The sequence below is a fragment of the Streptomyces sp. MMS24-W38 genome (assembly GCF_059889265.1).
Map to the genome: position 1 here is coordinate 2,835,562 of NZ_JCBCPP010000001.1, position 18,624 is coordinate 2,854,185.

The 18,624-nt window shown below is 72.0% G+C and carries 14 protein-coding genes; 5 read left to right on the forward strand and 9 right to left on the reverse strand.

Annotation, left to right across the window (positions count from 1 at the left end; all coding sequences use genetic code 11):
* Positions 1 to 54: 54 nt before the first annotated feature.
* Entirely contained in the window at positions 55 to 2,568 is a 2,514-nt protein-coding gene (locus AC6F7H_RS11625; protein WP_500756902.1) for a DEAD/DEAH box helicase, read from the forward strand.
* Here the strand turns inward: AC6F7H_RS11625 and AC6F7H_RS11630 are convergent.
* From AC6F7H_RS11630 to ssd, 7 genes are all read right to left on the reverse strand, one after another.
* Entirely contained in the window at positions 2,498 to 2,929 is a 432-nt protein-coding gene (locus tag AC6F7H_RS11630) for an Rv3654c family TadE-like protein (RefSeq protein ID WP_500756903.1), read from the reverse strand. The two genes, AC6F7H_RS11625 and AC6F7H_RS11630, sit on opposite strands and share 71 nt — an antisense overlap.
* On the reverse strand, positions 2,926 to 3,327 hold the full coding sequence (locus tag AC6F7H_RS11635; protein ID WP_500756904.1) for a TadE family type IV pilus minor pilin: 402 nt from the start codon (positions 3,325 to 3,327) through the stop codon (positions 2,926 to 2,928). Before AC6F7H_RS11635 ends, AC6F7H_RS11630 begins: the two co-directional genes overlap by 4 nt.
* The gene (locus AC6F7H_RS11640; protein ID WP_500756905.1) at positions 3,314 to 3,523 is read right to left on the reverse strand and encodes a DUF4244 domain-containing protein; all 210 of its coding nucleotides are present in this window, start codon (positions 3,521 to 3,523) and stop codon (positions 3,314 to 3,316) included. Before AC6F7H_RS11640 ends, AC6F7H_RS11635 begins: the two co-directional genes overlap by 14 nt.
* Positions 3,524 to 3,587: 64 nt before the next feature.
* Complete coding sequence (locus AC6F7H_RS11645) at positions 3,588 to 4,385, reverse strand: type II secretion system F family protein (RefSeq protein ID WP_500756906.1); 798 nt, start codon at positions 4,383 to 4,385, stop codon at positions 3,588 to 3,590.
* Complete coding sequence (locus AC6F7H_RS11650; RefSeq protein WP_500761765.1) at positions 4,382 to 5,239, reverse strand: type II secretion system F family protein; 858 nt, start codon at positions 5,237 to 5,239, stop codon at positions 4,382 to 4,384. Before AC6F7H_RS11650 ends, AC6F7H_RS11645 begins: the two co-directional genes overlap by 4 nt.
* Before the next feature lie 55 nt (positions 5,240 to 5,294).
* Positions 5,295 to 6,497, reverse strand: a complete 1,203-nt coding sequence (locus AC6F7H_RS11655) for a TadA family conjugal transfer-associated ATPase (RefSeq protein WP_500761767.1) — start codon at positions 6,495 to 6,497, stop codon at positions 5,295 to 5,297.
* Positions 6,498 to 6,628: 131 nt separating this feature from the next.
* Positions 6,629 to 7,735 carry a septum site-determining protein Ssd gene (gene ssd, locus AC6F7H_RS11660; protein WP_500756907.1) on the reverse strand — a complete coding sequence of 369 codons (1,107 nt, stop codon included), beginning with the start codon at positions 7,733 to 7,735 and terminating at the stop codon, positions 6,629 to 6,631.
* 567 nt (positions 7,736 to 8,302) lie between these two features.
* Between ssd and AC6F7H_RS11665 the strand changes: the two genes are divergently transcribed.
* Positions 8,303 to 9,148: an HAD family hydrolase gene (locus tag AC6F7H_RS11665; protein WP_500756908.1), complete on the forward strand. Its 846-nt coding sequence runs from the start codon at positions 8,303 to 8,305 to the stop codon at positions 9,146 to 9,148.
* A gap of 377 nt (positions 9,149 to 9,525) precedes the next feature.
* Here the strand turns inward: AC6F7H_RS11665 and AC6F7H_RS11670 are convergent, their stop codons facing one another.
* Together AC6F7H_RS11670 and AC6F7H_RS11675 are read right to left on the reverse strand one after the other, a co-directional pair.
* Positions 9,526 to 10,389 (reverse strand): Fic family protein, encoded by an 864-nt coding sequence (locus tag AC6F7H_RS11670; RefSeq protein WP_500756909.1) that lies wholly within the window; start codon positions 10,387 to 10,389, stop codon positions 9,526 to 9,528.
* A 95-nt stretch (positions 10,390 to 10,484) separates the two neighbouring features.
* Entirely contained in the window at positions 10,485 to 11,750 is a 1,266-nt protein-coding gene (locus AC6F7H_RS11675; protein WP_500756910.1) for a polysaccharide deacetylase family protein, read from the reverse strand.
* A gap of 368 nt (positions 11,751 to 12,118) precedes the next feature.
* Between AC6F7H_RS11675 and AC6F7H_RS11680 the strand changes: the two genes are divergently transcribed.
* The 3 genes from AC6F7H_RS11680 to nhaA all read left to right on the forward strand — a co-directional run bounded on the left by AC6F7H_RS11680 (position 12,119) and on the right by nhaA (position 18,531).
* Positions 12,119 to 14,614 carry a bifunctional SulP family inorganic anion transporter/carbonic anhydrase gene (locus tag AC6F7H_RS11680; RefSeq protein WP_500756911.1) on the forward strand — a complete coding sequence of 832 codons (2,496 nt, stop codon included), beginning with the start codon at positions 12,119 to 12,121 and terminating at the stop codon, positions 14,612 to 14,614.
* 267 nt (positions 14,615 to 14,881) lie between these two features.
* Positions 14,882 to 16,840 carry an acetate--CoA ligase gene (acs, locus tag AC6F7H_RS11685; RefSeq protein WP_500756912.1) on the forward strand — a complete coding sequence of 653 codons (1,959 nt, stop codon included), beginning with the start codon at positions 14,882 to 14,884 and terminating at the stop codon, positions 16,838 to 16,840.
* A 254-nt stretch (positions 16,841 to 17,094) separates the two neighbouring features.
* Positions 17,095 to 18,531 (forward strand): Na+/H+ antiporter NhaA, encoded by a 1,437-nt coding sequence (gene nhaA, locus AC6F7H_RS11690; protein ID WP_500756913.1) that lies wholly within the window; start codon positions 17,095 to 17,097, stop codon positions 18,529 to 18,531.
* The last annotated feature ends 93 nt before the right edge of the window (positions 18,532 to 18,624 follow it).

Below are 18,624 nucleotides of genomic sequence, written 5' to 3' on the forward strand. Positions count from 1 at the left end.
GCGGTCGCCCTTGGGGCATCTCGGCTCAGCCCCCGGGACGGTTCGCCAGCCGCGATGGCATTCAATCACTTACCGGCAGGCGTGCACGACGCCTTGGTCCCATTGTCCGTCATGCCGGTGACACACTCGGTGCCGATGGCCAAGAATCTCCGACCCGATCGGCCCCTGACGGACAGCGCTTCCCAGCTCGCGCCGGGGGCGCTCCTGTCCCGGCTCGCCGCCGGGCCGAGCCGGGCTTCGCGCATCACACATACGGAGCACTTGCCCCCGCGAGCGGGGCGCCATGCCCTCTGGCCGGACCGGATTCGCCCGGAGGTGCTCGCCGCCGTGCGGGCGGCGGGCATCGACCACCCCTGGGCCCACCAGGCACGGGCCGCCGAGCACGCCCTGGACGGCGAGTCGGTCGTGGTCGCCACCGGTACCGCCTCCGGCAAGTCCCTGGCGTACCTCATGCCTGTCCTGTCGGCGCTCCTGGACGGCTCCGAGGCCCCGAACGGCCGGGGCGCGACCGCCCTCTACCTCGCCCCCACCAAGGCCCTCGCGGCCGACCAGTGCCGCGCCGTGAAGGAACTTTCACAACCTCTGGGCCATTCGGTGCGCGCGGCGGTCCACGACGGCGACACACCGTTCGAGGAACGCGAGTGGATCCGCCAGTACGCCAACTACGTGCTGACCAACCCGGACATGCTGCACCGGGCCATGCTCCCGTCCCACCCGCGCTGGGCCTCCTTCCTGAAGTCGCTGAAGTACGTCGTCATCGACGAGTGCCACACCTACCGGGGCGTCTTCGGCTCGCACGTCGCCCAGGTGCTGCGCCGGCTGCGCCGCCTCTGTGCGCGCTACGGCTCCTCACCCGTCTTCCTGCTGGCCTCCGCGACCGCCGCCGAGCCCGCGGTCGCCGCCCGCCGGCTCACCGGACTGCCGGTGGTCGAGGTCGCCGACGACGCCTCACCCCGCGGTGAACTGGTGTTCGCCCTCTGGGAGCCCCCGCTGACCGAGCTGCACGGCGAGAAGGGCGCCCCCGTCCGCCGTACGGCCACCGCCGAGGCCGCCGACCTGCTGACCGACCTCACCGTGCAGGGCGTCCGCTCGGTCGCCTTCGTACGCTCCCGGCGCGGCGCCGAACTCATCTCGGTGATCGCGCAGGAACGCCTCGCCGAAGTGACATCAGCAGCCGGCACCACGGGCGACCGCTCACTGGCCCGGCGCGTGGCGGCCTACCGGGGCGGCTACCTCCCCGAGGAGCGCCGTGCCCTCGAACGTGCCCTGCACTCCGGCGAACTCCTCGGACTCGCCGCGACGAACGCCCTGGAACTCGGCGTGGACATCTCCGGCCTGGACGCCGTCGTGATCGCCGGCTATCCGGGCACCCGGGCGTCCCTGTGGCAGCAGGCCGGCCGCGCGGGACGCTCCGGGCAGGGTGCTCTCGCCGTCCTGGTCGCCCGCGACGACCCCCTGGACACCTTCCTCGTCCACCACCCCGAAGCCCTGTTCGACCGGCCCGTGGAATCCACCGTCCTCGATCCCGACAACCCCTACGTACTCGCCCCGCACCTGTGCGCGGCGGCCGAGGAACTGCCCCTGACGGACGAGGACCTGGAACTGTTCGGACCGGCCACCGGGGAACTCCTGCCGCAACTGGAGGCCGCGAAGCTGCTCCGCCGCCGGACGAAGGCCTGGCACTGGACCCGCCGGGAGCGGGCCGCCGACCTGACCGACATCCGCGGGGAGGGCGGCCGACCGGTCCAGATCGTCGAGTCCGGCACCGGACGACTGCTCGGCACGGTGGACGCGAGCGCCGCGCACACGGCCGTCCACGAGGGCGCGGTCCACCTCCACCAGGGCCGCACGTATCTCGTCCGCTCCCTCGACCTGGACGACTCCGTCGCCCTGGTCGAGCAGGCCTCCCCGTCCTACACGACGGTCGCCCGCGACACGACGTCCATCTCCGTGCTGGAGACGGACACCGAGGTCCCGTGGGGCGACGGCCGCCTGTGCTTCGGCTCCGTCGAGGTCACCAACCAAGTGGTCTCCTTCCTGCGTCGACGGGTCGTCACCGGCGAGGTACTGGGCGAGACGAAACTCGACCTGCCTCCTCGTACGCTGCGCACCCGCGCGGTGTGGTGGACGGTCACCGAGGACCAACTGGACCGGGCCAGGATCAACCCGGAGATCCTCGGCGGTGCCCTGCACGCCGCCGAGCACGCGTCGATCGGCATGCTGCCCCTCTTCGCGACCTGCGACCGCTGGGACATCGGCGGTGTCTCCGTCCCCCTGCACCCCGACACCCTGCTGCCCACCGTCTTCGTCTACGACGGGCATCCGGGCGGGGCGGGTTTCGCGGAGCGTGCCTTCCACACCGCCGGCGACTGGCTCACCGCCACCCGGCAGGCCATCGCGTCCTGCGAGTGCGAGGCCGGGTGCCCCTCCTGCATCCAGTCCCCCAAGTGCGGCAACGGCAACGACCCTCTGCACAAGCGGGGTGCGGTACGGCTGCTCACGGTGCTGCTGGAGGGGACCCCGGCGCCGGCGGAGGAGGCGGACCGGCAGGTCCCGCCCGTGCCCTGACCTCCGCCGCGAACGGCTCTCGTCCCGCGGCCACCGACACGTCCGAGACCTCGCCGTCGACCGCGCACCGCACGAGGCGGGTGTTCTGCGCCCGCGCCACCCGGTCGGCCCGTGCGCAGGCCGCCGCCTCGCCGTCCATCCACCGGTCCGCCGCCGCCAGCGCGGCGAGGTCCGCGCCCCCGGCCGCCCGATGCCGGACCACGACGGCCTGGCCGAGGGCGAGGAGGACGCCGAAGACGACACACAGCACGGCGATCACCCCGACGCTCCAGACGGTCGCGGACCCGCGGTCACGTCCGCGGCCGCTGGGGAGCCGGCCGTTCAGCCGTCGGCGCCGGTCACGGAATCCTCCGCTCTTCATGTGCCCGCCCCCACCGCCTCCTCCACGGCGGCCACCGCCTCCTCCCGTACGTCGAAGGGCAGCCCGCGCAGCACCGGGGGCCTGGCCACGACGGCCACACGGACCCGCGCCGCCTCCCGGCGCACGATGACCTCCGCCCCGGGCGGCGCCGCCCGGCGGGCCACCTCGACGACCGCGCCGGGGGGATCCTGCCGGGCCGCCGCACGGGCACCCGTGCGGGCCGCGTCCACGCACTGGATCCGCACCGCCACCACCAGCAGCCCCCACACCAGCGCCATCGCGAACATCACCAGCACAGGCAGCACCATCGCCGTCTCCGCCGTCACAAACCCCCGGTCCGCACGACGCGCACGCCACGCACAGGGGCCATCGTCCGTCCGACGCTCACATCCGGCCATCGAGCGCCTGCTCCACGATCCTCGTCAGCGCCTCGTCGACCGGGCCGCTCGTCACCACCTTGTAGAGCACCACGGCGAACGCCACCGCCGCCACGATGCCCATCGCGTATTCGGAAGTGACCATTCCGGTGTCCCTCCGTGCCGCCCGCATCCTGCACACCAGGGCACGCAGCCGTGCCCGCACCACCTGAAACATCCCAACTCCCCTACAGATCCCCTACAGAAAAGCCCTGTTGAAACCACTCGACTGTTCGTCCCGCTCACCGCCCCAGCGGCTCACCCCCTCCCAGCACCCCGCCGGCGAGCCCGATCACCACGGGCAGCACGCCGACCGCGATGAAGGCGGGCAGAAAGCACAGCCCCACGGGTGCGGTGACCATGACGGCCGCCCGCCGCGCCCGTGCCGTCGCCGCGCGTGCCCACTGCGCACGGGACTCCGCGGCGAACCGCGTGACGGGCGCGGCCATGGGAAGCCCGGACACGTCGGTCCGTTCCAGCAGCCGGGCCAGAGCAGCGGCTCCCGGCACGGAGGCCAGCCGCCGCCAGGCCACACCCGGTTCACCACCGAGCCGTACCTCTGCCGCGCCCCGCGCCAGCGCGTCCCCGACCGGCCCGCCCAGGGCCTCACCGACAGCCTGCGCGGCCGGTACCGGACCGGCGCCCGCCGTGATGCAGGCGGCCAGCAGATCGGCGGCGAGGGGCAGTTGCCGTGCCGCACCGGTCGCCTCGCGCTCCCGCACGTGCGCTCCGGCAGCCGTCTGCCGCAGTCGCCACCGCCACAGTCCGACGGCGCAGGCCAACCCCACCAGCACTCCGGTGAGGCCGCCCACCAGCGCCCATCCCGCGCACGCCACGCCCACCGGGGGCAACCAACGCCGCGCGGCTCCCGGCACGGCGAGGCGCGGCCGGGCGGCCGGCGGCTCCACAGCCGACATCCCAGCCAGCCTTCGCCGTACCTGGCGCTCGCACCGCGTCCGGCGCAGCCACCAGACCGGCCAGCCGATCACCAGCGCCATCCCCACGAAAACCCCCAGCCTGTGGACGACCTCGCCGCTCATCGCGATGCCTCCTCGACTCCCCGCATGATCCGCAGCACCCACCACAGCCCCAGGCCCTCCAGAACCCCGCCGACCACGAGGCAGCCGAACCCCGACGCGGTGTGCAGCAGGATGTGCAGCGGATCGGCCCCGAGGGCCGCGCCGAGTCCGAGCCCCAGGGCCGGGAGCCCGGCGAGCATCACCGCGGTGGCACGGGCACCGGCCAGCTGGGCGCGCAGGTCGCCGCGCTGGTCCCGTTCGGCACGCAGTGCCGCTTCCAGCCGGTCGAGTCCGGCCGCGAGCCCCGCCCCCTGGTCGACGGCGACCCGCCAGCACGCGGCGAGCCCTCGAAGCCCATCGGCGCCCGGCTGCCGTGCCGCCGCCGCGAGCCCGTCCGGGACGTCCCCGCCGAACCGCGCCGCCGCCAGTACCGCCGCCTGCGCTTCGCCGAGCCCGCCGGAATCACGCGCGGCCGGCGACAGCGCCTCACCCGGCTGCCGCCCGGCACGCACCTCACCGGCGAGCGCCCCGCACAGCGCGATCACCGCGTCGGTCCGGTTCTCCCGGACCCGGCGCTCCCGAGCGGCCAGCCGCACCCGCCTCAGCAACGGCACCCCGGCCGCACCCGCGACGACCGGCAACACCGACGAACCCAGCAGCGCCAGCACCACTCCGGCGGCCGGCGCCCACCATTCGGCCCGCAGCCGTCCACGGACCCGCCCCCACTCGCGGGCCACCCGGGGCCACCCCTGGGGCCCACTCCCGACGGTTCCCCCGCCGGCCAGCAGCAGGCGCGCCCGCCTGGCTCCGGCCCGGCTGCCGCCCAGCAGCCACGCGGCACCCCCGAGGCACGCCGTGGCCGCCCCGATCGACATCCCGGCAGTCCCGCTCACCCTCGCTCCCCTCTCACCCTCGACCGCTCCGACCCGCTCACCGTCCGCCGCCCCCACTCCCGTTCCGGAGCAGCTCCCGCAGCCGCTCCCATCCCGGCTCGTGGGCGAAGGCGTCCGGGCCCCACCGCAGCGCGGGCACCGTCCGCACCAGCCCCGACGGGCCCCGTTCCAGCACGTGCACCTCCGCGATCCGCCTCCGACCGCCCCGGTCACGTACGAGGTGCAGCACCACGGACAGGGCGGCCGCCAGTTGGCTGTGCAGCGCGAACCGGTCGAGCCCGGCCGCCGTGCCGAGCGCCTCCAGCCGGGCGGGCACGTCCGCGGCGGCATTGGCGTGGACTGTCCCCGAGCCTTCGTGTCCCGTGTTGAGGGCGGCCAGGAGGTGGACCACCTCGGGGCCGCGCACCTCCCCCACGACCAGCCGGTCCGGCCGCATCCGCAGTGCCTGGCGCACCAGGTCCTCGAGCGTGACGAGTCCGGCGCCCTCCTGGTTCGCGGGCCTGCTTTCCAGGCGTACGACGTGTGGATGGTCGGGCCGCAGTTCGGCCGAGTCCTCGGCGAGGACGATCCGCTCGTCCGGCCCGACCAGCCCCAGCAGAGCGCTGAGCAGGGTCGTCTTCCCGGTCCCGGTACCGCCGCTGACCAGGAAGGACAGTCGCGCGTCGAGCAGTGCGCGCAGGATCCGGTCGCCGCCCGGTGGCACCGTTCCCGCCGCCGTCAGTTCGTCCAGGGTGAAGGCGCGGGGTCGTACGACCCGCAGCGACAGGCAGGTGCAGCCGACGGCCACCGGGGGGAGCACCGCGTGGAGCCGTGTCCCGTCGGGCAGCCGCGCGTCCACCCACGGCCGGGCGTCGTCCAGGCGCCGGCCGGCCACGGCGGCGAGCCGCTGGGCGAGCCGCCGTACGGCGACCGCGTCCGGGAAGGAGACGCGGGTGAGCTCCAGTCCGCCGCCGCGGTCCACCCAGACCCGGTCCGGTGCCGACACGAGCACATCGGTCACCGACCGGTCGGCGAGGAGCGGATCCAGCGGACCACTGCCGATCAGCTCGGACCGCAGGTGTTCGGCGGCCCCCAGCACTTCGGCGTCGCCGAGGACTCGCCCCTGCTCCCTCAGTGCCTGCGCCACCCGCGCGGGCGTCGGCTCGGACCCGCTCTCCGCGAGCCACCGCCGTACCCCGTCGAGCAGGCCTGAAGGCGCCCCCGGCCCGCCCACCGGTGTGCCGAACGCCCCTCCCCTCATCGGCGCCCCGACCGAGGTGACACCCCGCGGGCCCGTCGGCGGCGCACCGTGTGTCCCCTCGGGGGCCGCGCTCCCCGGGCCGCCCACCGGCACGTGACGCGGCCTCTCCGCCCTCCTGGTGCTCCTGATGCTCATGCCGCCCTCGCCTCCACCAGCGCCCGCTCCCAGAACTCCTTGCAGAAGCGGGCCAGCGGGCCCCGGCCGGATGCCGCAGGTGGTTGTCCCGACCCGGACGGACGCTGCAGGGCGGGCTCGACGGGTACGTCGCCGGCAAGGGGCAGTCCGAGCAGCCGGGCGACCTCCCGGTCGTCGAGGCCGGGCATGTACGGGCCGCGCACCGCCACTCGCAGGTCGCGCAGGACCATGCTGACGGCGGAGGCGACCCGTCCGGCCGCCGCGACGGCGCGCAGCTCGGCGGGGACGACCAGGAGCCCGAGGTCGAGTTGCGCGAGGGCCTCGGCCACCCCGCTGTCGACGCGGCGGGGCAGGTCGACCACGACCGTGCCGCCTCCGCGCCGGGCCGCGGCGAGCACCGCCCGTACGGCCTGGGGCGGTACGGCGACGCAGTCACCCCGGTCCCAGCTGAGCACCCGCAGCGAGTGCAGTTCGGGCAGCGACTCCTCCAGGGCTCCCCCGCCGACCCGCCCCCGTGAGGCGGCGAACGCGGGCCAGCGCAGCCCTTCCGCCGTTTCGCCCCCGAGGACCACGTCGAGTCCGCCGCCCAGCGGATCCGCGTCCACCAGGAGGGTGCGCAGTCCCTCCCGCGCCGAGGTGACGGCGAGCGCGCATGCCAGGGTGGAGGCTCCGGCCCCGCCCCGGCCGCCGAGGACGCCGACGGTCAGGGCCGGCCGGCCGACGCCCTCGGCCACGTCGGCGATACGGTCGACCAGCCACTGCTCTCCGTCGGGCAGCATCAGCACATGGTCGGCGCCGATCTCCACGGCCCTGCGCCAGACCCCCGAGTCGTCCTGGTCGCGGCCGACCAGCACCACTCCTCGCCTGCGCGCGGCGCCGCGTACACGCCGAGCGGCGTCGTCGCCGACGAGGACGAGCGGCGCGGCCTCCCAGCTGCCCCTCGGCTCCGGAACTCCGTGGTGGACCTCCGGGGTGGCGCCGGCCGCGGCGCACAGACGCAGCAGATCGTCGAGAAGTCCGGGGTCCTCGGTGACGATCAGCGGTCCGCCCTGCCTGCCTCCTCCGGCGGCGGGCGGCGGATCGTGTGTGACAGTTCCTGCCATTTTCGTCCCCCTTCGCTGTATCTCGCGGCGCCCCTGCGGCTCCGCGATTCCCAAACGTGTGAAGAACCGGCAAGCGGTCTCCATATGAACGGCCGCCAGAAACCGGCCATACGCGACTCGCCAAAACGGAACCGGCGATGAACTCGCCGCGAGCGGGACGCGCTGGAATCACGGTGCAGGGATACGGGAAATCGCGTGGATCTTGGTCAAAAACTGTGGACGGGCCAACGGTTGTGAATATCTCCGTCACCCATACCGGCGAGCCCGGCACACCTCCGCACGACCCCCGCAGAGCAATCCCATGACTACGCAGAGTTTAAGATCATGCTCATGTCAAAAATTGGCCGGTCCCGGTCGACCGATCACGCCTCGGTCATGGAGAGGAGGGGAAAAACCCACCCGGACATGCGACGACCCCCGCCGGGGGGGAGAGCGGGGGTCGTCCCCACGGCCGACTCGGGGGGGGGAGGAGCCGGACCGGGTTAGCACGGTCGCGAACGATCCGTGACTTCCATGGTGTACCCGAGAGGCCTCTCAGGCAAACCCACGCGCCACACCTTACGCCGAATGGGCTGCGCCTATGCTCAAGGCGTGGAAAACCACTCACTGCCGCGCACAGCCGCCTTCTTCGATCTGGACAAGACGGTCATTGCGAAGTCGAGCACGCTCACGTTCAGCAAGTCGTTCTACCAAGGCGGCCTGATCAACCGCAGGGCGGCCCTGCGCACCGCGTATGCCCAGTTCGTCTTCCTGGCCGGCGGCGCAGACCACGACCAGATGGAACGGATGCGCAAGTACCTGTCCGCGCTGTGCCGCGGCTGGAACGTCCGACAGGTCAAGGAGATCGTCGCAGAGACCCTGCACGACCTGATCGACCCGATCATCTACGACGAGGCCGCCACCCTCATCGAGCAGCACCACACCGCCGGCCGCGATGTGGTGATCGTGTCCACCTCGGGCGCCGAGGTGGTCGAGCCGATCGGCGAGCTGCTCGGCGCGGACCGGGTCGTGGCCACCCGCATGGTCGTGGGTGACGACGGGTGCTTCACCGGGGAGGTGGAGTACTACGCGTACGGCCCGACCAAGGCCGAGGCGATCAGGGAGCTGGCCGAATCCGAGGGCTACGACCTGACCCGCTGCTACGCCTACAGCGACTCGGCGACCGATCTGCCGATGCTGGAGTCCGTGGGCCATCCGCACGCCGTGAACCCGGACCGGGCACTGCGCCGCGAAGCGGTCGCGCGCGAGTGGCCGGTCCTGGACTTCCACCGGCCCGTCCGGCTCAAGCAGCGCCTGCCCGCACTCTCCGTACCTCCTCGCCCGGCCCTCGTGGCGGCTGCCGCCATAGGCGCCGCCGCGGCCACGGCGGGCCTGGTCTGGTACGCGAGCCGACGCCGGGCGCCGGTGGCCTGACCGGCCACCCCGCACGACGCGCCGACAGGCCGGTTCCCCTTCGCCGACGGGCGCCCGATTGGCGGGCATTTGAACCTAAAAGTAAAGAAGCGGGTCCAGCACTTCCGCTTGCTTCGAACCTGGAGTACAAAGGACTCGACGGCCCGCGAGACCAAGGACATCCGAGAGGATCCCCTTTAGAACGCATTTGGCCCCACGGACCGAGCATGGCCACAGGGCACCCACGCGACGTCGACCCGTCGATTACGGGCCAGCCGCACCAGGGACGGGCAAATGTTCCCGACCTGATGGGCATATATCGAGGACGCTTGGTAACCAGGTGGACATGCCAGCGGCGGTACGAGTTCTCGTACCGCCGCATCTCTGCGCGACCGCGGCTACGCCGCCCCGCGCTGCAGCGCCTCGCACACCGCCGTGGACTCGCGTGCCCCCAGTTCGACCGCGCGTCCGCAGTGGGCGATCCAGGAGGCCACGCCCTCGGGGGTGCCCGAGACATAACCCTCCAGAGCGGCCAGATAGGCCTCCTGACCCAGTTCGGCATGGCCGACCTCGGCCGGGCAGACCGACTTCGGGTCCAGCCCGCTGCCGACCAGCACGATGCGTTCGGCCGTACGCGCGAGAAGGCCGTTGCAGGAGGTGAAGGGGCGCAGTGCGAGCAGTTCACCGTGCACGACGGCGGCAGTCACCAGCGCCGGGGCGGAACTGCCCGCGATGATCAGTTCCGACAGGCCCTCCAGCCGGCCGTGCGTCTCCGCCGCGGCGGGCAGCGGAAGCCCGATCAAGGGCTCGTCGACCGGCTCGCCCTCCTTCCGCGGACGCCCGACCTGGTCGGCCCGGTCGGCCGCCGCGACCAGATGCAGCCGGGCGAGCACCCTCAGCGGCGACTGGCGCCAGATGGAGAGCAGTTGCCCCGCCTCGGCGGACAGCCGTAGGGCCGCACCCATCGTGCGCGCCTCGTCGCCGCTGCCGAAGTCGCTGCGCCGACGCACCTCCTCCAGGGCCCAGTCCGCCCCGGACAGCGCCGCCGAGCCACGGGCGCCGCGCAGGGCCGCCTCGGAGGTGATCTCGTTGCTGCGCCGCCGCATGACCCGGTGCTTGTAGACCCGGTCGACGGCCTTGCGGACGGATTCCACGGAGTCGGACACACCGGGCAGCGAGCCCAAAGCCGCGAGGGGGTCCCCGCTGCTCGAACTCTTCCGAGAGCTCGGGGGAGGATCGGCGGTCGCGCCTGTCGTACTCATGAGTACGACATTACGCACCCTGGGCGCCCGCCCTGCGCAGGAGTGGCCTTCCTCACTCCGGACCGCTCGCCGGAGCCGAGGTGAAGGCCGCCCGCTCAACCCTTCGCCGCGGGCGCCCCGGGCACGCCCTTGGGGGCCGGGGCGGGGGCGCCGGACAGGAAGGACTTCCAGCCCTGCTCCGGGGCCTCGCCCACGGTCAGGGTGCGCAGTTTCGCCAGGGCCTTCGGGTCCTGGACGTCCAGCCAGTCCACGAGCTGCCGGAAGGAGACACAGCGCACGTCGGACTTGGTGCACACCTCCTTGACGACCTCCTCGACGGCCCGCATGTAGGTGCCTCCGTTCCAGGACTCGAAGTGGTTGCCGATGATCAGAGGTGCCCGGTTGCCGTCGTAGGCCCGCTCGAAGCCCGCGAGCAGGCCGTCCCGCATCTCGTCACCCCACTGTCCGTGCTTGGCGGGGTCTCCCTGGGTTTCGGTGCCGGACTGGTTGACCATGAAGTTGTAGTCCATGGCGAGCTGCTCGAAGGAGTGCCCGGGGAACGGGACGAGCTGCAGCGACAGGTCCCACAGCCCCTGCTTCCTCTTCGGCCACACCTGGTTGTCCACACCACTGGTGTCGTAGCGGAAGTCCAGCTCCCTCGCCGCCTTCATGAAGTTCTCCTGACCCTCCAGGCAGGGGGTGCGGGCGCCGATGAGCTCGTTGTCGTAGTCGAAGGGGAGGGGGGCCTCGTTCTTCATGCCGGTGTGGGTCTTCCACGCCTTCACGAACGATTTGGCCTGGGCGATCTCGTCCTTCCACTCCGCCACAGACCATTCGCCGACCCCACCGTCGGGGCCGCAGAAGTGACCGTTGAAGTGAGTGCCGATCTCGTTGCCCTCGAGCCACGCCAGGCGCAGTTGCTCCACGGTGGCGGCGATGCCCTCGACGTCGTTGAAGCCGATGTCGGACCGGCCCGGTGAGTGCTGCGGCGGGCGGTACAGGTCACGTTTCTCCTCCGGGAGCATGTACACGCCGCTCAGGAAGTACGTCATGGTCGCGTCGTTCTCCTTGGCGACCTTGCGGAAGTGGGAGAAGAGCTTCTGGCTGTCCTCACCCGCGCCGTCCCACGAGAAGACGACGAACTGCGGGGGCTTCTCGCCCGGCTCCAGCCGCTCGGGCTCGGGCAGGTGCGGCTGGGCTCCGGTGTACGCAGTGGAGCCGTCGCCGATCAGCCGGACCACGTTCTTCGGAGCCGGCTCCGCCTTCTTCTGATCCTGAGATTCCTCGCCGAAACCATCGGTGCCGGTCCCGCAGCCGGCGAGCGGGAGGGCACAGACCGCGGCGATCATGGTGCTCACGGCGATCCTTCGGGTGGCGGCCACGCCCGCCCACCTTCTTCCTTCTCTCGGGCCGGCCCCGTGGGCGGCGATGTCGGGTGCTTGCCGGTCCGCGCCGACAGCGCCGCCAAAGTCGCATGGGACTGAGAAGGAATTAATACGACAAGCCGATGAAATACATACTTCACTCGTGAGAAGTATGTATTAGACCATTTACTCGAAAAGTAAAGACTCGCCCTTTACTCTGAATTACGATTCGTTTACTGATGGTTGAGGTTCTTGCCGTCGAGGCTCCTCGCCGCCGTTGACCGATCCCGCCGTTCTGACGCCGTGGCCCACGGCCGCGACCGCCCCGCCGCCGAGTGAGTCACCCCCACTTCCGCGACCACGCAGCCCCGGAGGAGACGGGAAGCATGCCGACCTGTGTTCCCACCACCCATGCCAGCGACCCGAACCGGACCGGGCGTGCCCATCCGCCCCACAGCCCGCCGCCGGCCGGGCCCCGTCGGCTCCGTATCGCGGGCGCCGATCTATCGGCCGCCGTCGCGGTCTTCCTGATCGCTCTGCCCCTGTCCCTCGGCATCGCTCTCGCCACCGGCGCGCCGCTTCGGGCCGGCCTGGTCGCCGCCGCCGTGGGCGGCCTCGTCGCCGGACGGCTCGGCGGCTCCCCGCTCCAGGTCAGCGGTCCGGCCGCCGGACTCACCGTCGTCACCGCCGACATCATCCAGCAGTACGGCTGGCGGACGACCTGCGCCATCACCGTTCTCGCCGGACTCTCCCAACTCGGCCTGGGCTGCCTGCGGGTGGCGCGCGGCGCACTCGCCGTCAGCCCCGCCATCGTGCACGGGATGCTCGCCGGTATCGGCGTCACCATCGCCGTCGCCCAGGTGCACATCGTCCTCGGCGGCACCCCGCAGAGCTCCGTCCCCGACAACCTCCGGGCGCTTCCCGCCCAGTTGGCAAACCTGGACCCCGCTGCCGTCGCGGTGAGCGTGCTCACCCTGGCCCTGCTCCTGCTGTGGCCCCGGATCCCCGGTGGAGCGGGGCGCGTTCTGCGCAGGGTCCCGGCCGCGCTCGTCGCCGTCACCGGGGCCACCGCGGTCGCGGCCGCGGCCGGTCTCGTCCTGGCCGAGGTCGACCTGCCGTCCTGGCGCAGCCACGCGCTGGCCGGACTGCCCGAGGGGCCCGTACTCGGTCTCGTCGCCGCTGTGCTCACCACCACGCTGGTGTGCAGCGTGCAGTCGCTGCTGGGCGCGGTCGCCGTGGACAAACTGGTCTCCCGCCGCCCCGGTCCGGGCCACGGCCCACGCTCCGACCTGGACCGCGAACTGCTCGGTCAGGGCACCGCGAACATCGCCTCCGGCTGCCTCGGCGGACTGCCCGTGGCCGGGGTGGCCGTGCGCAGTTCCGCGAATGTGAACGCGGGTGCCGTGAGCCGGAACTCCACGATGCTGCACGGCGTTCTCGTAGTGGTCGCCGCGTTGCTGATGGTCCCGATCCTGGAGTTCATCCCGCTCGCCTCACTCGCCGCCCTGGTGATGGCCGTCGGCATCCAGATGGTGTCCCTGCACCACATCCGTACGGTGACCCGACACCGTGAAGTCCTCGTCTACGCCGTGACCGCCCTCGGCGTGGTGTCCGCGGGCGTCCTGGAGGGCGTCGCTCTCGGCATCGCCGCGGCCGTCGGCGTGGCCCTGCACCGTCTCACCCGCACCCGGATCACGCACGAGGAGAAGAAAGGAGTCCATCACGTACATGTCCGAGGGCAGTTGACGTTCCTCGCCGTGCCCCGGCTCAGCCGGTCCCTGCATCTCGTACCCCAGGGGGCCACCACCGTCGTGGCGCTGGACGGGTCGTTCATGGACCACGCGGCGCACGAGGCCTTGCAGGACTGGCGGAACACGCACACCGCCCGGGGCGGTGCGGTCGAGATCACCGGCCGTCGGCCCGGGGCCGGAGTCCGGATCGCCGAGCCCGCGGTCCTCGCCGCCGCACCCGCTTCGGACGGCACCGACGCGGCGGGCCCGGCCACCGGCGCCGGGTGCCGTTGCCGGCCCTGGACCGCCTGGCGCAACCACCAGTGCGAGCCCCCACGATCCACACCCGACGGCCACTCCGTACCGAACGACGACCGCGGCGTCCACGACGTCCACGACTTCCCCGGGGCCCCTGGCGCCCCCGGCAGCCTGGGGATCCACGGCGGCCCGGACACACGGGCGATCCTCTCCGGCGCAGGGAGCCCACCCGGTGAGGACCACGCGTCCGGTGCGGGCGGGCCGGAGCCGTCTCGCGCCGAAGTCGGCCGGGAACCGGCGCGGTCGGCGCACGAGGGACAGCGGCCGACCCAGTTGTTCCTCACCTGTGCCGACTCCCGGCTGGTCACATCGATGATCACTTCCAGCGGTCCGGGAGACCTCTTCGTGGTCCGCAATGTCGGCAACCTCGTGCCGCCGCCCGGCGAGGAGAGCGGTGACGACTCGGTGGCGGCCGCCCTCGAGTACGCCGTGGAGGTGCTCGCGGTGCGGTCCATCACGGTCTGCGGGCACTCGGGGTGCGGTGCCGTGCGGGCCCTGCTCGACCCGGAGCCGGACGGTGCCCGCACTCCGCTGAGACGGTGGCTGCGGCACGGGCTGCCGAGCCTGGAGCGAGCCGGCGACGGGCACGGGCCCTGGGCACGCCTCGGCGGACGGGCACCGGCCGACCCGGCCGAGCGGCTCTGCCTGGCCAACGTCGTCCAGCAGCTCGACCATCTACGCGCCCACGAGTCGGTGGCCCGTGCTCTGAAGGACGGGAAGCTGACGCTCCACGGCATGTACTTCCATGCGGGTGAGGCGCAGGCGTATCTCCTCACCGAGACGGCGGGAGAGGGCATGTTCGACCGGGTGAGGGCGGCGGACCTGGCGCGATGAGGGACCGCCGCGGGTATGAGTGGTGTGACGGAGGCTGAACCGCGTGCCCTCGGCGTCCGTGGGTACGGATGACCCCCGGGCCACGGAAGCAATCGGTTGACCTCAGAGAGCTGACCTCAAAAGGTCTAAACCACTTTGCCATCGGCCCTTGTCAGCCCGCCCCCGGGTCTGATGAGCTGTGGCCCGGGACACAACGGACACTCCGGGAAAGGCAGATGCCGTGAGCAACGAAAGCCTGGCCGACCTGCTGAGCGAGGAGATGGGACAGTGAGCGAGAATCCTTCCCTCTCCAACCTGCTCAAGGAAGAACGCAGGTTCGCACCCCCCGCCGACCTGGCCGCCAACGCCAACGTCACCGCGGAGGCGTACGGACAGGCCAAGGCTGACAGGCTCGGCTTCTGGGCCGAGCAGGCCCGCCGACTGACCTGGGCCAAGGAACCGACCGAAACGCTCGACTGGTCGAACCCGCCGTTCGCCAAGTGGTTCAAGGACGGCGAGCTCAACGTCGCCTACAACTGCGTGGACCGGCATGTGGAGGCCGGGCACGGCGACCGGGTCGCCATCCACTTCGAGGGCGAGCCCGGCGACAGCCGCACGATCACCTACGCCCAGCTCAAGGACGAGGTCTCCCAGGCCGCCAACGCCCTGCTGGAACTGGGCGTCCAGAAGGGCGACCGGGTGGCGATCTACATGCCGATGATCCCCGAGACGGCGGTCGCCATGCTGGCCTGCGCCCGTATCGGCGCCGCACACTCCGTCGTCTTCGGCGGTTTCTCGGCGGACGCGCTCGCGACCCGTATCCAGGACGCCGACGCCAAGGTCGTCATCACCGCCGACGGCGGCTACCGGCGCGGCAAGCCGTCCGCGCTCAAACCCGCCGTGGACGAGGCGACCGACCGCGTCGACACCGTGCGGCACGTCCTCGTCGTCCGCCGCACCGGCCAGGACGTCGCCTGGACCGAGGGCCGCGACCTGTGGTGGCACGAGGTGGTGGGCCGCCAGAGCACCGAGCACACCCCGGAGGCGTTCGAGGCCGAGCAGCCACTGTTCATCCTCTACACCTCCGGCACCACGGGTAAGCCGAAAGGCATCCTGCACACCTCCGGCGGCTACCTCACCCAGACCGCTTACACGCACTGGGCGGTCTTCGACCTCAAGCCGGAGACCGACGTGTTCTGGTGCACGGCCGACGTCGGCTGGGTCACCGGGCACTCGTACATCGTCTACGGGCCGCTCGCCAACGGCGCGACCCAGGTCATGTACGAGGGCACGCCCGACACCCCGCACCAGGGCCGCTTCTGGGAGATCGTGCAGAAGTACGGCGTGACGATCCTCTACACGGCGCCCACCGCGATCCGGACGTTCATGAAGTGGGGCGACGACATCCCCGCGAAGTTCGACCTGTCCTCGCTGCGGGTCCTCGGCTCCGTCGGTGAGCCGATCAACCCCGAGGCGTGGATCTGGTACCGCAAGAACATCGGCGCGGACCGCACCCCCGTGGTGGACACCTGGTGGCAGACCGAGACCGGCAGCATCATGATCTCGCCGCTGCCCGGTGTGACCGGCGCCAAGCCGGGCTCCGCCCAGACCCCGCTGCCCGGCATCGCCGCGACCGTCGTCGACGACGAGGCGCGCGAGGTGCCCGACGGCGGCGGTGGCTACCTGGTCCTCACCGAGCCGTGGCCGTCGATGCTGCGCACCATCTGGGGCGACGACCAGCGGTACATCGACACGTACTGGTCACGGTTCGAGGGCAAGTACTTCGCCGGCGACGGCGCCAAGAAGGACGACGACGGCGACATCTGGCTGCTCGGCCGGGTCGACGACGTGATGCTGGTCTCCGGGCACAACATCTCCACCACCGAGGTGGAGTCGGCGCTCGTCTCCCACCCGTCGGTCGCCGAGGCGGCCGTGGTCGGCGCGGCGGACGAGACGACCGGGCAGGCCATCGTCGCCTTCGTGATCCTGCGCGGTACGGCGGCGGAGACCGAGCATCTGGTCGCCGAGCTGCGCGACCACGTGGGCGCCACACTCGGCCCGATCACCAAGCCCAAGCGGATCCTGCCGGTCAACGAGCTGCCGAAGACCCGATCCGGCAAGATCATGCGCCGTCTGCTGCGGGACGTCGCGGAGAACCGCCAGCTCGGTGACGTGACCACGCTGACCGACTCCACCGTGATGGACCTGATCCAGGCGAAGCTGCCCCAGGCGCCCGGCGAGGACTGAGCACGGGACGGTCGGCCGCTGAACACGGGGGTCGGCCGACCGCAGGAACACGGGGTGCCCGGCGCCGCGCACGCGCCGGGCACCCTCCCCGTGACATCCGTCACGAAAGCCCTCGGTGCGGCCCGGAAGCACGTTGGTTAGAGTGGACACGAAGGTGGCCGCAGCAGGCCACCCGCACACACGCTGTCTCATGGAGCGCCGGGAAGTCTGGTCGGCACACGATTCGTGCTGCCCGACGACCAGAGGACCACCCCGTGACCGCGCCCCGCACCCCCAGCCCCCGCAAGGCCCTCGGCCGCCTCTCCCTGCCCGAGCGGAACTTCGTCGCGGACGCGCTGCGCACCGAGACCGTCGGCGGCATGCTGCTGCTCGTCGCCGCGATCACCGCGCTGATCTGGGCGAACGTGCCCGCCCTGCACGACAGCTACGAGAGCGTCAGCCACTTCCGTTTCGGCCCCGAGTCGCTCGGCCTGAACCTGTCCGTCGCGCACTGGGCCGCCGACGGACTGCTCGCGGTCTTCTTCTTCGTCGCCGGAACGGAACTCAAGCGCGAACTCGTCGCCGGTGATCTGCGCGACCCCCGGGCCGCCGCGCTCCCCGTCGTCGCCGCCCTGTGCGGCATGGCCGTACCGGCGCTCGTCTACACGCTCACCAGCGGCATCGGCGGCGGCTCACTGGCCGGCTGGGCCGTGCCCACCGCCACCGACATCGCCTTCGCGCTCGCCGTGCTCGCCGTCATCGGCACCTCCCTGCCGAGCGCGCTGCGCGCCTTCCTGCTCACCCTCGCCGTCGTCGACGACCTCTTCGCGATCCTGATCATCGCGGTCTTCTTCACCGCCGACCTGGACTTCGTCGCGCTCGGCGGTGCCGTGGTGGGTCTGGCCGTCTTCTGGCTGCTGCTCCGCAAGGGCGTGCGCGGCTGGTACGTGTACGTGCCGCTCGCCCTCGTCGTCTGGGGCCTGATGTACAACAGCGGCATCCACGCCACCATCGCCGGTGTCGCCATGGGCCTGATGATGCGCTGCCACCGTCACGAGGGTGAGGAGCAGTCCCCCGGTGAGCGCATCGAGCATCTGGTCCGGCCCCTCTCCTCGGGCCTCGCCGTCCCGCTGTTCGCCCTGTTCAGCGCGGGTGTGGCGGTCTCCGGCGGTGCGCTCGCGGACGTGTTCACCACGCCCGAGACACTCGGCGTCGTCCTCGGCCTCGTCGTCGGCAAGACGGTCGGCATCTTCGGCGGTACGTGGTTGACCACACGCTTCACCAGGGCCTCGCTCAGCGAGGAGCTCGCCTGGGCGGACGTACTGGCGGTGTCGACGCTGGCCGGGATCGGGTTCACCGTCTCGCTGCTCATCGGTGAACTCGCCTTCGAGGGCGACGCGGCGATGACGGACAGCGTCAAGGCCGCCGTGCTGACCGGTTCGCTGATCGCGACCGCCGTGGCGACCGTGCTGCTGAGGATCCGGAACGCCAAGTACCGCAGGCTGTCCCAGGAGGAGGAGCGCGACGACGACCTCAGCGGCATCCCCGACGTGTACGAGGAGGACGACCCGGCCCACCACCTGCGCATGGCGGAGATCCACGACCGCAAGGCCGCCGAGCACCGACGCCTCGCCCGGGAGAAGGCCGAACAGCGGCGCGGGCTTGCCGAAGTGCCGGGCGGGGCAGGCGAGGGCCACGACGGTCCGGCATGATCTGACGAGACGGTACAAAAGTCAGGACAGTCGGACGCCCGTGGACACACACGGACGCCCGCGGACACACACGACCGGACGCGCCACGTCCGA